Origin of the sequence: Kitasatospora sp. NPDC057518 (genome assembly GCF_042802075.1) — a bacterium.
GTDB lineage: Bacteria > Actinomycetota > Actinomycetes > Streptomycetales > Streptomycetaceae > Kitasatospora.
In genome coordinates this window covers 1-14,604 of sequence record NZ_JBHVEU010000226.1, presented here as the reverse complement: position 1 = coordinate 14,604, position 14,604 = coordinate 1, and the positions used below count along the sequence as shown (strand labels likewise).

Annotated in this window: 14 protein-coding genes and 2 pseudogenes; 3 read left to right on the top strand and 13 right to left on the bottom strand. The window is 72.4% G+C overall.

Going from position 1 to position 14,604, the window contains the following annotated elements:
• Nucleotides 1-31: 31 nt before the first annotated feature.
• The 11 genes from ACFU7Z_RS22805 to ACFU7Z_RS22755 all read right to left on the bottom strand — a co-directional run bounded on the left by ACFU7Z_RS22805 (nt 32) and on the right by ACFU7Z_RS22755 (nt 8,972).
• Complete coding sequence (locus ACFU7Z_RS22805) at nt 32-664, bottom strand: hypothetical protein (protein ID WP_117490003.1); 633 nt, start codon at nt 662-664, stop codon at nt 32-34.
• Nucleotides 661-1,332, bottom strand: a complete 672-nt coding sequence (locus ACFU7Z_RS22800) for a hypothetical protein (protein WP_143204501.1) — start codon at nt 1,330-1,332, stop codon at nt 661-663. The genes ACFU7Z_RS22805 and ACFU7Z_RS22800 overlap by 4 nt, the downstream gene beginning before the upstream one ends.
• Nucleotides 1,325-2,644, bottom strand: a complete 1,320-nt coding sequence (locus ACFU7Z_RS22795; protein WP_375873262.1) for a putative T7SS-secreted protein — start codon at nt 2,642-2,644, stop codon at nt 1,325-1,327. The genes ACFU7Z_RS22800 and ACFU7Z_RS22795 overlap by 8 nt, the downstream gene beginning before the upstream one ends.
• Nucleotides 2,641-2,937, bottom strand: coding sequence for a hypothetical protein (locus tag ACFU7Z_RS22790; RefSeq protein WP_049654274.1), 297 nt, complete (start codon nt 2,935-2,937; stop codon nt 2,641-2,643). The genes ACFU7Z_RS22795 and ACFU7Z_RS22790 overlap by 4 nt, the downstream gene beginning before the upstream one ends.
• A 169-nt stretch (nt 2,938-3,106) precedes the next feature.
• Nucleotides 3,107-3,598: a hypothetical protein gene (locus ACFU7Z_RS22785; protein WP_074001651.1), complete on the bottom strand. Its 492-nt coding sequence runs from the start codon at nt 3,596-3,598 to the stop codon at nt 3,107-3,109.
• Nucleotides 3,599-3,721: 123 nt separating this feature from the next.
• Nucleotides 3,722-4,045: a multidrug efflux SMR transporter gene (locus tag ACFU7Z_RS22780; RefSeq protein ID WP_049654278.1), complete on the bottom strand. Its 324-nt coding sequence runs from the start codon at nt 4,043-4,045 to the stop codon at nt 3,722-3,724.
• 1 nt (nt 4,046) lies between these two features.
• Entirely contained in the window at nt 4,047-4,745 is a 699-nt protein-coding gene (locus tag ACFU7Z_RS22775; RefSeq protein ID WP_241852793.1) for an HAD family phosphatase, read from the bottom strand.
• 93 nt (nt 4,746-4,838) lie between these two features.
• Nucleotides 4,839-5,924 carry an ABC transporter ATP-binding protein gene (locus ACFU7Z_RS22770; protein WP_380779251.1) on the bottom strand — a complete coding sequence of 362 codons (1,086 nt, stop codon included), beginning with the start codon at nt 5,922-5,924 and terminating at the stop codon, nt 4,839-4,841.
• Between the two features lie 21 nt (nt 5,925-5,945).
• A complete protein-coding gene (locus ACFU7Z_RS22765) occupies nt 5,946-6,791 on the bottom strand; it encodes an ABC transporter permease (protein WP_049654281.1) in 846 nt (281 codons plus the stop codon).
• A complete protein-coding gene (locus tag ACFU7Z_RS22760; protein ID WP_074001649.1) occupies nt 6,779-7,759 on the bottom strand; it encodes an ABC transporter permease subunit in 981 nt (326 codons plus the stop codon). The genes ACFU7Z_RS22765 and ACFU7Z_RS22760 overlap by 13 nt, the downstream gene beginning before the upstream one ends.
• Nucleotides 7,760-7,802: 43 nt before the next feature.
• On the bottom strand, nt 7,803-8,972 hold the full coding sequence (locus ACFU7Z_RS22755; RefSeq protein WP_049657932.1) for an ABC transporter substrate-binding protein: 1,170 nt from the start codon (nt 8,970-8,972) through the stop codon (nt 7,803-7,805).
• A 411-nt stretch (nt 8,973-9,383) separates the two neighbouring features.
• On the opposite strand from ACFU7Z_RS22755, the gene ACFU7Z_RS22750 reads away from it, so the two are divergent.
• Entirely contained in the window at nt 9,384-10,226 is an 843-nt protein-coding gene (locus ACFU7Z_RS22750; protein ID WP_380779248.1) for a GntR family transcriptional regulator, read from the top strand.
• A gap of 10 nt (nt 10,227-10,236) precedes the next feature.
• On the opposite strand, the gene ACFU7Z_RS22745 is transcribed toward ACFU7Z_RS22750, so the two are convergent.
• Nucleotides 10,237-11,811 carry a phosphonate degradation HD-domain oxygenase gene (locus ACFU7Z_RS22745; RefSeq protein WP_380779246.1) on the bottom strand — a complete coding sequence of 525 codons (1,575 nt, stop codon included), beginning with the start codon at nt 11,809-11,811 and terminating at the stop codon, nt 10,237-10,239.
• Nucleotides 11,812-12,003: 192 nt separating this feature from the next.
• Here ACFU7Z_RS22745 and ACFU7Z_RS22740 point away from each other — a divergent pair, with 192 nt between their 5' ends.
• Both ACFU7Z_RS22740 and ACFU7Z_RS22735 read left to right on the top strand, forming a co-directional pair.
• On the top strand, nt 12,004-12,654 hold the full coding sequence (locus ACFU7Z_RS22740) for a hypothetical protein (RefSeq protein WP_159028606.1): 651 nt from the start codon (nt 12,004-12,006) through the stop codon (nt 12,652-12,654).
• Between the two features lie 132 nt (nt 12,655-12,786).
• Nucleotides 12,787-14,415, top strand: a pseudogene (locus tag ACFU7Z_RS22735) (APC family permease); the annotation flags it as partial.
• Here ACFU7Z_RS22735 and ACFU7Z_RS22730 read toward each other — a convergent pair.
• Nucleotides 14,404-14,574: pseudogene (locus tag ACFU7Z_RS22730) on the bottom strand (PAP2 family protein); the annotation flags it as partial. The pseudogenes ACFU7Z_RS22735 and ACFU7Z_RS22730 sit on opposite strands and share 12 nt — an antisense overlap.
• Nucleotides 14,575-14,604 lie beyond the last annotated feature (30 nt).

Sequence of the window (14,604 nt, the reverse complement as noted above, 5' to 3'; positions counted from 1 at the left end):
GCGGAACGGTGGGCTCAGGCGACCGGCCGGCTCAGGCGGACGACTCCTTCGGCCGGCGCACCGACCAGAGCACGGTGCCGTCGATCAGGACGTTGCAGCCGAGGAACGCCAGCAGGTAGGCGGAGGAGTCGGCCTCGCCGGGGAGCTTGGGGGCGACCCGCCCGGCCGGGTCCATCCGGACGGTGATCACCTGGCCGCGCTTGAACCGGGGGGAGCTCTCCGTGAGCGGGCCGCCCGGCACGTCGTCGTTCAGCTCCGTGGAGGCCAGGCTGTACGCCCGCCCGGTGCCGTGGAGCGCGTCGGTGACCTTCTCGTCGACGACCACGGCCTGCACGGTCCGCCCCGAACCCAGGATCAGGTTCGCCCAGGCCTCGGTACCGGCCAGGTAGGCGACGAAGCCGACGACGGAGATGCCCAGGCCCCAGGCGACCATGTTCTTCTGGAACCGGGGGTTGCTGTCGGCGTCGCGGCGCACGGCGAACGCGTACAGCACGATCAGCGGGTAGGCGAGCCCCACCACCGCGGCGAGGAACGAGTTGACGTAGACGTCCAGCGCGATGACGCCGACGAGCACCGCCGTGGTGACGGCGATGAGGGCCAGGGCCCCGCCGAGTCGGCGGGGCCCGCTCCGGGTGGTGCCCTGGTCGGGCTGGGTGATCGTCACCCGAAGGCCTTCCGGATGTTGTCCTGCCGCTCGGGCGGCAGGGCGTTCGACGTCTCGTTCAGCGGGGGGTAGAAGGAGATCCCGCTGATGGCGGCGCCCACCAGGACCGACCAGCCGTCCCAGTAGTCCAGGTGCTGGGTGGAGAAGACGACGGCGAGCACGTGGGGGCTCCACGGGTGCGCGAACAGGGCCTCCAGCTGGCGGACGGTGGTGACGCCCGACCCCGGCAGGCCGTAGGCCGTCCCGGACACGGGCACGGCCAGGTCGCGGACGGTCACGGCGGCCCGGCCGAGCGGGAAGTCGAGGACCTCGATGTCGGCGTCCGGCCAGGCGGTCGCGAGCTCCCGGGCGACGCGCTGGGGGTAGCCGCCCGGGGCGCCCTGCTCCTGCTCGCGCAGGTACAGGCTGAACACGCCCTGGACGATCTCGCCCTCCTCGGTCTGCACCAGGCAGTTGGAGACGTGCACCGCACCCTCGCGCAGCTGTGCCTGGAGGGCGAGCTCGGCGGAGACGGCGATGCCGAGCTTCTGCTCCGGACCGGCGTCGGTGAGCCCGTCGAGCCCGTCCACGATCCGGCTCATCCGGTCGCCCGGGTCCTCGGCCAGGTCGATGTCCGTGAACCCCTCGGGCAGGGAGAGCCAGACGGACGGCATGGTCGTATCAGTCATGTCCCACTCCCCAGACACCGGTGACGATCGCGCTGCCGCCGCCGAGCAGGGCGGGCAGGATCCGGCCCTTGCCGCTGCCGCCGATGGCGCCGCCGGCGCCGTTGAGCGCGGTGCCGCCGCCGGTGGTGTAGTTGATCGCGGCGCCCAGCCCCGGGCTCGGGCTGTCGGTGAAGAGGCCGGCCGCGGTGGGGGCCGTCAGCGCGACCCCGCTGGCCGCCTGCACGCCGTCGGAGACGTTCATCGCGGCGGCCTTGGAGAGCCCGAGCTTCATGGCGGGCTTCTCGATCGCGGTGGTGAAGATCGGGCTGGCCGGGTCCATCGCCCGGGCGGCGACGCGGATCTCCTTGGCGCCGGCGCTCACGGCCTTGGCCCCGCCCTCGGCGGCGCGGGCGCCCCGGAACGCGGTGACCCCGCCCTTGAGGAGGGCGCCTCCGGGCAGGGCCCCGAGGAGGTCGCCGGCCAGGGTGAGGTCGTTGCCGAGGTTGTCCCAGCTGGTCGGCATCAGGCCCTTGATGCCGTACTGCTTGGCGTGCAGGCCCGCCGCGCCGACGCTCAGCAGGATGGCGGGCAGGGCGAACGCGGGGCAGAAGATGGCCGCGACGCCGCAGATGCCGGAGGCCACCGTCAGCAGGTCCCCGCCGTGCTTGCTGAACCAGTCGCCGATCTTGCTGAGCATGCCCGGCTCCGGCGGGGCCTTGCTGTCGGCGGCCTTGCGGACGGCCTCGGCCGTCTTCTGGGCGTCCGACTTGTGGGTCCCGGCGAGCTCGTGGGCCTGCTTCTGGAGGCCGGCCAGCTCGTTGGAGGCGCTGGTGAGCAGACTGGCGGCGGAGTCCAGGTGGTTCTTCGCCGTGTTGTAGCGCTGCTCCGCGGCGGCGAGGCTGGCGTCGTCGGGGTAGGAGCGGCCGGCCAGTTGGAGGTCGGGGGCGGCGGCCGCGGCGCTGTGGGCCTTGTCCGCCTCCTCCTTCTTCTTCTTGGCGGCGACCGCGGAGGCGGCCAACTCGGCGGCCTTGGGCTGGTGTTCGGTCAGCGCCTTGTACCAGACGTCGAGCGCCGTGTAGGCCGAGGTGATCGAGTCGGCGGCGTCCTGGAGGTAGCCGGGGAGCTTGCCGAACTGCTCGGAGAACTTCTTGGCGGCCTCACCCGTCCACTGGCCCTCGTTGTTGGAGATCTGGGAGAGCGTGGTGTGCACACCGCTCAGGTGTTGGCCGACCCGGCGCAGGCTGGTGCTGAGCGCGGTGACGGCGGCGGAGTCGCCGGGCGTGGGGTTGAAGCCGAGGCCGGACCAGTCGGGCGCCGGCGTGGGGGCGCTCACGACTGCCCCGCCGGGGCGAGGACCTTGACGATGCTCTGCTCGGTGCCGTCGTAGTTCTTCTGCACCTGCTCAAGGCCCTCGTCCAGGGCCTTGACGCACTCGCGGACCTTCTTCAGGCCGAACTGCCACTTGTCCTTGAAGTGCCCGCAGGCCTCGTCCAGGAAGTCGAAGCCGGTGCCGGTGTGGCCGGCCGCCTCGAAGGCCTTGAGGCCCTGGTCGAGTTCGTCGGCACAGCCTTTGAGGTCTTGGGCCAGTTTTGCGAGGAATTCGGTACTGACTTTGAAGTCGGACACTTTCGCCCCCCGATGCGTCGATTGTCGGACCGGGCGAGCATAGCTCCAGCCGACCGGGGAGAGATCGTCCCGGTCGTAACCGGAGGCGGTCGTTACGGGACCTTTACGGGCCGTCGACGCCTTCTTGACGTCGGCGGCCCAGCTTCGAGGTGTACACGTACGGTCGGTCTCAGCGGCGCCAGAAGCCGCGCTTCTTCGGGGTGACGAGCCGCACCACGGCCGTGACGAACAGCTCGGCGACGGGGGAGGGCCCCGGGCCGTGGTTGAGGTGGCTCTCGGCGGTCCACTCGCCGAGGACGGTGCCGGGGCTGCCGTCGAAGGGGCTGAACGCGTGCTCCAGGGTCACGTAGCGGACGGTCCTGGCGCCGCCCGGCTGGACGGCGGCGACGAAGTGGGCCTCGGTGGCGCCGACCGGGGCGGGCAGGGTGACCAGCAGCATGTGGTGGCCGTCGACCGACAGGTGGCGGCAGTCGAGGCCGTGGTCGGGCAGGCGGTCCTCGGGCGGCAGGGTGCTGCCGAGGTCGTCCCAGATCTGGGTGACGACGGGCAGCAGGCTGCCGCCGTCCGGGGTCGGGGTGGCCACGCGCGGGCCGAACTCCAGCACTTGGCGGGCCAGCTCGCGGTGGACGAAGCGGTAGTGGTGTGGGCGGGGGTCCGTCATGGGGGACACCGTAGCGAAGCGTCCGGGGCGGGTCGTCGGCACGTCCGACTTCCCGCCCCGGCAGGGGAGTTGACCAGCGAATTCAGAGTTGACTGAGCGTCAGAAAGAGCTTTGGAAACGGCGTCAGGAGTGCCCGCCCCTGAGGTTGAGCACGACCACCCCGACGATCACCAGCGCGATCCCCAGCCACTGGAGCCGCCCGAGCGACTCGCCGAAGGCGACCACCCCGATCCCGGCGACCGCCGCGGTGCCGGCCCCGGACCAGACCGCGTAGGCGACCGAGACCGGTATGTGCTTGAGCGCGCGGCCGAGCAGCAGGAAGGAGAGCACGTAGCCGACACCGACGCCGAGGCTCGGCCAGAGCCGGGTGAACCCCTCGGTGAGCTTGAGGCAGCTGGTGGCGCAGACCTCGCTGATGATGGCCAGGGCGAGCAGGAGATAGGGCATGTCAGGGTCGAACCGCGCCGGCGCCGGCGAGCTTCCCGAGCAGGGCGAGGTCGGCCTGCTCCAGGCTGGCGAGCAGGGTGATCCGCTCGCCCCGCGGCATCGGCACCGGGGTGGACGGCACGGCGAGCACGGCGCAGCCGGCCGCGGTGGCGGAGGCGACCCCGGTCGGGGTGTCCTCGACGGCGAGGCAGTCGGCCGGGTCCAGGCCGAGCCGTTCGGCGGCGGCGAGGTACGGGTCGGGCGCGGGCTTGGTGCGCGGGGTGTCCTCGGCGGCCAGGGTGACGGCGAACCAGTCCCGGCCGATGGCGGACAGCACCAGGTCCACCACCCGGCGCGGGGAGGCGGAGACCAGCGCGGTCGGCACCCCCGCGTCGCGCAGCGCGGCCAGCAGGGCGAGCGCGCCGGGGCGCGGCACCGTCTCGGCGGCGACCTTGGCGGCGAAGGACTCGCCGAGCCGGGCGGCGAGTTCGGCCTCGCTCAGGGCGGTGCCGCTGACCGCGTGCAGGTGGGCGGCGGTGTGCTCGACGGCCTGGCCGAGCACCTCGGGGGCGTCCTGGTCGGTGAGCGGGTGGCGCAGTTCCTCGGCGATTTCGGCGGCGGTCTGCCACCACAGCTGCTCGGTGTCGACCAGGGTGCCGTCCATGTCGAACAGGACGGCGGCGGGCAGCGCGTTGGACGCGGGCATGGCGGTGTCAGGCATGGCGGTACCTTCGGTGGTTCTCCGGCGCTTCGTCGGCGCTTCTTCGGTGCTCCGCCGGTACGTTGTCGGGCGGAGCGGGGAGGTACGAGGCTCTCAGGCGGCGCGGCGGTCCACCAGCACCGGGCGCTCCGGCAGGGTGAGCGCGGCCCGGGCGCCGGCCGGCAGTGCGGCGGCGGCCTCGGTGGGCAGGTCGGCCTTGACCTCGGTGCCGTCGTCCAGGCGGACGGTGAGCCGGGTGACGGCGCCCAGGAAGGAGGCGGTGACCACCAGCGCGGGGCCGTCCTCGGCCGGGGTCAGGGTGACGTTCTCCGGGCGGACCAGCACCTGGAGCTCGCCGTCGGCCGGGACCGCGCCGTCCACCGCGTGCCGGCGGCCGAGCACCTCGACGCCGTCCGAGGTGCGGGTGCACGGGATGCGGCTCATGGTGCCGACGAACTCGGCGACGAAGGCGGTGGCCGGCCGGCCGTACAGCTCGGACGGGGCGGCGCACTGCTCCAGCCGTCCGGCCCGCAGCACCGCGACCCGGTCGGCCATCGACAGCGCCTCCTCCTGGTCGTGGGTGACGAACAGGGTGGTGATGCCCAGCTCCTGCTGGAGGCGGCGGATCTCCTCGCGCAGCTGGAGGCGGACCTTGGCGTCCAGCGCGGACAGCGGCTCGTCCAGCAGCAGGACGCGCGGCTGGAGGGCGAGCGCGCGGGCGAGCGCGATGCGCTGCTGCTGGCCGCCGGACATCTGGTGCGGGTAGTGGTCGGCGCGGTGCGGCAGGCCGACCAGCTCCAGCAGCTCCAGGGCCCGCTTGCGGCGCTCGGCCTTGCCGGTGCCGCGCATCCGCAGCCCGAAGGCGACGTTGTCCAGCGCGGTCAGGTGCGGGAAGAGGCTGTAGGACTGGAACACCATGCCCGCGTCGCGCTTGTGCGCGGGGATCGCGGTGATGTCCTGGCCGTCGACCAGCACCTCGCCGGAGTCGTGCTGCTCGAAGCCGGCCAGGATGCGCAGCGCGGTGGTCTTGCCGCAGCCGGACGGGCCGAGCAGGGCGAGCAGCTCGCCCGGGCGGACGGTCAGGTCCAGGCCGTCGAGGGCGGTGGTGGCGCCGAACGCGCGGCGCAGGGAACGGAATTCGACGGTGGCGCTGCCGGGGGCGAGCGGGGCGTCGGCGGCGATGGCGGTGGCCGTGGTCATGACTGGTGACTCCGGGGGGTTTCAGGAGGTGGCGGTCTTGGCGCGGCGCTCGCGCCCGGCGGTGGCCAGCAGGAGCAGCAGCAGCCAGGTGAGCAGCAGGCTCAGGATGGAGACCGCGACCGACATGTGGGCCTGGCTGTTGCCGACCGAGTAGATCCAGACCGGGAAGGGCTGGAAGCCGAGGATCGAGGCGGTGGTGAACTCGCCGAGCACCAGGGCCAGGGTGAGGAAGGAGGCGTTCAGCAGCGCCCCGCGCAGGTTGGGCAGGACGACGGTGAACACCGCGCGCGGCCAGCTCGCGCCGCAGTTGCGGGCGGCCTCGACCAGGGTGCGCACGTCCATCGAGCGCAGGCCGGCGTCCAGGGCGCGGTAGGCGAGCGGCAGGGCCATCAGCACGTAGGCGATGACCAGCACCAGCGGGAAGTCCGGGTCCTGGATGAACACGAAGGTCTGGAAGAACGGGGTGTCCATCAGGTAGTCCGGGCCCCAGCGGAGCACGCCGATCAGGCCGGCGGTCAGCGCGACCGGCGGGACGACCAGCGGCAGGGTGCAGAGCACGTCGAGCACCGGGCGCAGCTTCGGCGAGCCGAGCCGCACGGAGATCAGCGCCGGGACGAGCAGGAGCAGCAGCACCACGACGGTCACGACGGCGAGGCCGAGGGTCAGCCAGAGGCTGTCCAGGAAGCCGGGGGCGGAGAGCAGCCCGGTGTAGGCCGCGAAGGAGATGCCCTGGGGGTCGTCGATCGAGAACCAGAAGGAGGCCGCGAGCGGGACGACGAAGTAGACGCCGGCGAGCAGCAGCACGGCTCCGCGCCACCAGCGCACGGTGCGTCGGCCGGGGCGGGCGGGGGTGGTCAGCTGAGCCATCGGGCGCTCCGGCGCTGGAGGGGGAGGTACACGGCCATCACCAGGACGGCCACGAAGATCATGTTGAGGCTGAGGGCGAGGGCGAGGTTGCCCTGGCCGACCAGCACGTTGCCGGAGAGCGCGTCCGCGATCGAGCGGCTGACCAGCGGGACGGTCGCGCCGACCATGGCGGCGGCCGTCGCGTAGGCGGCGAAGGCGCTGCCGAAGAGCAGCACGAAGCCGCCGAGCAGGGAGGGCAGCAGGATCGGCAGGGCGACGTGGAGCCAGTACTGGACGGTGGTGGCCCGGTTGTTCTGGGCCGCCTCGCGCCACTGGGTCCGCAGGCCGTCCAGGGCCGGGGTGATGGTGAGCACCATCAGCGGGACGAGGAAGTACAGGTAGACGACGGTCAGGCCGGTGAACGAGTACAGCGACCAGCCGTGGTCGGTGAGGTGCAGCAGCTTGGTGATCTCGCCGGCGTTGCCGAGGGTGGCGACGAACGCGAAGGCGAGCGGCAGGCCGCCGAAGTTGGCGAGCACGCCGGAGGCGGTGAGCACCGCCTGGCGCAGCCAGCCGCGCCGGGAGGTGACGACGGCCTGGGCGAGCGGCAGGCCGAGGACGGTGGCGAGCAGCGCGGTCAGCGCGGAGAGCTTGAGGCTGCTCAGCATGGCCGTCTGGTAGCCGCCCTGGACGGAGGCCGTCAGGTTGTCGAAGGTGAACTGCCCGGCACCGGACTCCGCGTCGCTGGAGGTGGTGAACGCGCCGATCACGATGGCGACGGCGGGGAGGCCGAAGCCGATCAGGAAGAACAGCAGCAGCGGCACGGCCGCCAGCCAGGACGCGCCGCCGAGGCGGGCGAGCGGCCGGCGCCGCGGGCCGGGCGCGGTGGTGGTGGGGGAGGTGGTCGTGGCGGTGGCGGACGCCCCCGCGCCGCCACCGGGGGAGGTGGCGGCGGGGGTGGTCGGCACCGGGGTGGGAGCCGTGGTCATGAGTGCCTTTTCTCAGCCCGAAGTGCGGTACGTGGCCTGGGTGTCAGCCCGCGATCGCCTTGGTCCAGTTCTCGGTGACGACCTTCTTGGCCGCGTTGATCTGGTCGACGGTCGGGAAGGTGGTGAACGGCTTCTCGACGGTGGGCAGCTTGGCGGCGCCGGCGGCGTCCAGGGTGCCGTCCTTCTTCAGGGCCTCGAAGGTGGACGGGGTGGCGTAGCCGCCGAGGAAGAGGTTCTGGCCCTCGGTGCTGAACAGGTACTCCTGCCACAGGCGGGCGGCCGCCGGGTGCGGGGCCCACTTGTTGACGGCCTGGTTGTAGAACTGGGCGTAGGAGCCGTCGGTCGGGATGGAGACCTTCCAGTCGACGCCCTTGTCCTTGAACTCGTCGGTGTAGCCGGCGTTCAGGTAGGACCAGTCGATCGAGATCGGGGTCTCGCCCTTCTCGACGGTGGCCGGGGTCGACTCGACCGGGTTGAAGTTGCCGGACTGCTTCAGCTTGCCGAAGAAGTCGATGCCGGGCTGGATGTTGTCCAGCGAACCGCCGTTGGCGAGCGCGGCCGCGTAGACGCCGCCGAAGGCGGAGCCGGACTTGGTCGGGTTGCCGTTGAGGGCGACCTGGCCCTTGTACTCCGGCTTGAGCAGGTCGGCGAAGGTCTTCGGGCAGTTGGCGATCTTCTTGGCGTCGCAGCCGATGGAGACGTAGCCGCCGTAGTCGTTGACGGCGGCGCCGTTCGCGTCCTTCATGGTGTCCGGCACCTTGTCGAAGGTGGCGACCTTGTAGGGGGCGAGGATGCCGTCCTTGACCGCCTGGAGGGCGAAGGCGCTGCCCAGGTCGACCACGTCGGGGGCGCGGTCCTGGCCCTTGCGGGAGTTGATCGCGTTGATCTCGTCCTGGCTGGAGCCGTCCGGGTTCTCCTCCTCGACCTCGATGCCGTACTTGGCCTTGAAGCTGTCGATGATCTTGCCGTAGTTCGCCCAGTCCCGGGGCAGCGTGATGACGTGCAGCTTGCCCTCCTTCTTGGCGGCGGCGATCAGGCCGTCCATGCCGCCGAAGTCGGCGGCGGAGGTGGCCGTCTTGGCGTCCTTGGCGCCGCCCTGGGCGGTGTCGCCGGACTTGGCGCTCGAACCGGCGGAGCCGCAGGCGGTGAGGGAGAGCGCGGCGGCGGTCAGGACGGCCGCGAAGGCGGCGGCGCGGGCGCGGTGCACGGTCACGGGGAAGTCTCCTGTTAAGGGGGCGTACTGCGAGGGCGCTCGCGGGGGGTTCCGCGGGCTGGCGTCTCGCGAAGGATCGCGAAGGCCTGGGACGGCCTGCGAAGGTTCGTGAAGCCTTGCGAAGGTTCGCGAGGCCTTGCGGAGGGCGGCGGGCCGACCGGGGTGAGCGATCGATCGACGTCGTCCGAGTTGACTAGCCAACTTCGCTGACGGCAGTAAGTACGCCGGAGTCCGGTGACGGGAAGGTGAACGGACGGCCCAGCGCCGGGGTCGGGTGCGGGAACGGTGGAATCCGGCCATCGGAGCGTGATCCGTTCGGTGCGATGCTTCGAAGGCGCAGCGGAGTAAGGTCGGGCTGTCCGCGCCGGTACGGCTGCGCAGGACACCGCCCCAGGAGGGACATTGACTGACGTGGCAACTGAGCCCCAGCGCCCCGAGGGCCCCCCGGCCGCGGACGGGAGCCCGGCGGCCGGAGCCCCCTCGGCGGCCGGGGAGTCCCCGGCGGAGCGCCCCGGCGCGCTGTACCGGAAGGTGGCCGCCGACCTGCGCGAGGCGATCACCACCGGCGCGTACGGCGAGGCCGGCCGGCTGCCCGCCGAGGGCGCGCTGGCCGAGCAGTACGGCGTCTCCCGCGGCACCGTCCGCCAGGCGCTCGCGGTGCTGCGCTCCGACGGACTGGTCACCTCCCGCCGCGGCACCCGCCGGGTGGTCCTCGGCGGCGCCCGGGTGCAGAGCTTCTCCGAACTGCTCAGCTTCACGCACTGGGCGTACTCGATGGGCGAGGAGCCCGGCGGCATCCTCGACTCGCTGGTGCGCCGCCCGGCCGACGCCGCCGAACGCGAGCAACTGCGCCTGGAGCAGGGCGCCGAGGTGTACGTCATCGTCCGGCTGCGGACGCTCTCCGGCACGCCGGTGATGGTCGAGCGCACCGTCTACCCGCCGCGGGTCGGCGAGATCGTCGCCGAGCTGCCGCCGGACGTGGTCTCGCACACCGAAGTGCTGCGCGAGCACGGCATCCTGTTCACCGACGCCGACCACACCATCGACATCGTCCCGGCCAACGGTGAGGACGCCCGGCTGCTCGGCTGCCGCCGGGGCGGTCCGCTGCTGCGCGAGCGGCGCCGCACGACCGACCCGACGGGCACGCCGGTGGAGTGGTCCCAGGACCGCTACCTGCCCGGGACGGTGGCGTTCAGCGTGCACAACTCCCTGGCCACGTCGGCGCTTTCGCGGCACGCGCGGGAGCTGGACTGAGCCCAGCCGGCTACCGCATGAGCGCGGCGAGCAGCGGGCGGTAGTGCGCGAAGCCGGGCGTCGGGGCGCCGGCCTCCTTCGCCTGCTCGTCCCAGCGCCGCACCGCCACCGCGTCCCGCGCGCCCGGGAGTTCGGCGAAGGCGGCGGCCTGCTGCTCGTCCATCGGGCCGCCCTGGACGGTCAGGGTGTACTCGGAGGCCGCGGAGAGCCGCTCCCGGTAGCCGGGCTCGACCGCGCACAGGTAGCGCTTGGCGGCCACGTGCAGCCGGACCGGCTCGGTGACCTCCGGGCCGAACCAGCCCGCCAGCCAGTCGGCCCCGGAGTCGCTGTGGCGGTTGTCCTGACCCTGCATCAGATCCGTTCCGTGCAGGGCCCCGTGGAAGTGGCCGACGTCGTGCAGCAGCGCGGCGGCGACCAGGTGGTCGGGCGCCCCGGCCGCTTCGGCGGCAGCGGCGGCCTGGAGCATGTGCTCGGCCATGGTGACCTCCTCGCCCAGGTACTCCGCGGCGCCCTCGCCGGCGAACAGCGCGGCGATCGTGTCCAGGGCGGCGGCGCGGCGGCGCAGCACGGCGAGGGTGGAGGAGAGCGAGTCGAGGTCGGCGTAGCAGCCCTGGAGGTGCCGGTGGCCGTCCTGCTGGAAGGCCGTCCGGGCGTGCAGCAGGCGGGTGTTGTCGAAGACCAGGCAGTCGCCGGGGCCGAGGCGGAAGGTGAGCTGGAGCTCGGGGCGCAGGGTGATCTCGGCGAAGCGGCGGTAGGCGGCGTAGAAGGCGTCCAGGCCCGATCCGCGCAGGGTGCCGGTCGAGCGGTTGTTGAACCGGACCTCGCGGATCCGCCCCTTCGGGTCCAGGTCGATCAGCGGGCGGTCGGCCCGGAGCTCGGTGCGGCGGTCGCGGAAGACGAACGGGACGGGCGTGCGGGTGAGGACCTCGAAGGCCTCCGGCGCCTCGTCCCGGAGGACCGCCGCGGCCTTGAAGCCGTCCACCAGTCCGGAGTCGCCGCCGGTCGCCGAGTTCTCCAGGCAGTGCAGCAGCTGGAGGGTCGGCACCGGGTCCCGGTACGGGTTGTCGGTGTGCGGGGCGATGGCGACGCTGGTGAAGGCGAGGTTGTTGGGGGACGGTTCGACCCGGACGTCGAACAGCTCCCCGTAGTTGGTGACCCGCACGTACCCGAAGCTCTCCGCCACCCGCAGCACCTGCCGCTCGACGGTCGGCACCCCGCGCAGCACGGCGAAGCCGCTGTCCCGGACGGCGGCCAGCACCGCGGCCTGCTCGGCCGGGTCGGTCAGGTAGGCCTCCCACGACGCCCCGGGGAGGCCGGGCGCGAAGTCCGCCGCCGTCCAGAGCCGCTTGCCCCGCTCGGTGCGCCCGTCGCCCTCGTCCGTCCCGTCCAGCCACTCCCGCGGGTACCGCGACCGGTGCCCGTCCGACCAGAGCACCTCCAGGTGCCCGTCGGCCTCCGTGCTCGCGGCGACCGCCAGGTCCGGCGGCAGCTCGTGGATCTGGAACAGCTTCTGTCCGTTGCGCGGGTCCCGGCACTCGGCGCACGGGCAGTTGTCGCGCAGCCAGTACGGCGGCAGCTCGGTCATCGGTCTTCTCCTCGGCGGCACTACGGCTGTCGTGTCGGCTGAAGTTGTATAGCCAACTTCAGCCCTGCCGGGAGCCTGCCCGCCCTCGGTGAGTTCCACGTGCCCGGCGGGTGAACGCCACGGGAACTGTGCCCGGTGGGCGGTCCCGGAAAGTCCTTGCACGTGATGGTCCGGACCTGCTCCAATCTGCGCGTGCATGAAGCCGATACCGCCCCGCCCGCCGTCCCCGCCGCGCCCGTGCCGGACGGCGTCCACGCCGAATCCGTGGTGGACGAGGCCCCCGCCGGCCCGCTCCCGCGTTCCCGCCGCAGGTTCTGGCTGGGCGTCACCGGTGTCGCCGTCCTCGGAGCCGCGGTCTTCGGCGTCGCCTTCGCGGACAACTTCGCCGCCCTCGGCGCGTACGGGTACCGCGCGCCGGAGTCCTTCGACGGGATGCGACTGCGCCCGGAGGTCTCCCTGGCCAAGCAGTCCACCAGTCTGGGCGGGCACTCCGGTGTCACGAGCACCGGCTACCAGGACCCCGCCGACAGTCGGGGGGCCGTCGTCATGGTCTACGAGAAGCACATCTTCCTGCCCTCCTCGGAGCTCGACGACGTCGTCGCCGCCCAGGACACCGAGGAGGTGACCCTCACCGGCCTGCGCGACGTCGAGCCCGGCGAGCGGGGCGGGGCCATGAAGTGCGGCCTCGGGAACACCCTGGGCAAGCCCGTCGCCGTCTGCGCCTGGGCCGACGGCAGCATGTGGGGCGTCTACGTGGAGTGGCTGCCGGGCCGGGCGCTCTCCGTCGACGCCGTCGCCGCCCGGACCCGCGAGTTCCGCAGGACGGCCGAAGTTCCGTCCTGAGCCGCCTGGCCGCCGCCTCCGGCGGGCTGTTCGGGTGAGGGGGTGCGGGGCGCCGCGCGTTTCGGTGGGGGAGGGGTGGGGGCTGCGGCACTGTCGGGGTGGATTTGTCCCGATATATGAGAGGTGCGAGCAATGGCCCATTCCTCCTCCAATCCGCCCGGCTCGGGGCACACCGCGCTGCGGCGCGAGGTCGGCGTCATCGGACTGCTCTGGGCCTCGGTCGGGGCGATCATCGGCTCCGGCTGGCTGTTCGGGGCGCAGAAGGCGGCGGTGGCGGCCGGGCCGGCGGCGCTGGTGTCCTGGGGCGTCGGCGCGGTGGCGATCATCCTGCTGGCGCTGGTGCACGCCGAACTGGGCGGGCTGTTCCCGGTGGCGGGCGGCACGGCGCGCTACCCGCACTACGCCTTCGGCGGGTTCGCCGGGATGTCCTTCGGCTGGTTCACCTGGCTGCAGGCCGCGACCATCGCGCCGATCGAGGTGCAGGCGATGATCAACTACGCCCAGCACTGGAGTTGGGCGGACGGCCTGCTGAACAAGGACCTGACGCTGACCGGCTGGGGGTTCGTCGTCGCGGCCCTGCTGCTCGGGGTCTTCGTCGCGGTCAACTTCCTCGGTGTGCGGTTGCTCGCGCACACCAACAGCGCGGCGACCGTGTGGAAGGTCGCCATCCCGGTGCTGACCATCATCACGCTCGGCCTCACCGAGTTCCACGGCTCCAACTTCACCGTCCACGGCTTCGCCCCGGACGGGGCCAAGGGCGTCCTCGCCGCGATCAGCAGCAGCGGGGTGATCTTCGCGCTGCTCGGCTTCGAGCAGGCCATCCAGTGGGCGGGCGAGAGCCGCAACCCGCGCCGGGACATCCCGCGCGCCGTGCTCGGCTCGGTGGTGATCGGCACGGTCGTCTACGTGATGCTCCAGGTGGTGTTCATCGGCGCGCTGCCGCCGGAGACCTTCGCCAAGGGCTGGACCACGCTCGACTACCCCGGGATCAGCGGACCGTTCGCCGGCCTGGCGACCCTGATCGGCCTGGGCTGGCTGGCCACCGTGCTGTTCATCGACGCGGTCGTCTCACCGGCCGGCACCGGGCTGGTCTACATCACCTCCAGCTCCCGGGTCACCTACGGCCTGAGCCGCAACGGCTACGCCCCGCAGGCGCTGCAGTCCACCGACAAGCGCGCGGTGCCCTGGCTCGGCCTGCTGATCGCCTGGGTGGCCGGGGTGATCTGCTTCCTGCCCTTCCCGAGCTGGCAGCGGCTGGTCGGCTTCATCACCTCGGCGGTGGTGCTGATGTACGCGGGCGCCCCGCTGGCCTTCGGGGTGCTGCGCAAGCGGCTGCCGGGGATGGAGCGCTCGTACCACCTGCCCGGCGGCTCGGTGGTCTCGCCGCTGGCCTTCGTGGTGGCGAGCCTGGTCATCTACTGGTCCGGCTGGGACACCCTGTGGCGGCTCGGCCTGGCGATCGTGATCGGCTACCTGCTGCTCGGCGGGTATTCCTGGTACGCGCGCTCGAAGGGGATGCCGAACGCGCCCCGGATGGACTTCCGGGCCGGGCAGTGGCTGCCGGTCTACCTGCTCGGCATGGGCGTGGTCTCCTGGCAGGGCACCTTCGGCGCGGGCGCGCAGGGGAACCTGCCGCTGTGGTGGGACATCGCCGTCGTGGTGGTGTTCTCGCTGGTCGTCTACTACTGGGCGCTGGCGATCGCGCTGCCGGCGGAAGACCCACACCAGCACGCCGATGGTCACGATGAAGTGCAGCGTGGCGTAGTAGTAGTTCATCGGCACGATCAGCCAGGTCACCGACTCGATGCCGTGATTGACCGCGCGCTCGAAACCCAGCCCGATGCTGTTCTGGAAGTCCCAGATCTGCCGCGCGTGCTCCTGCGCCCGCTCCTCGTGGGTCGGCGCCGCGTTGCGGATCATGGAGTACACGCCGTAGCTGACGGCGATGAG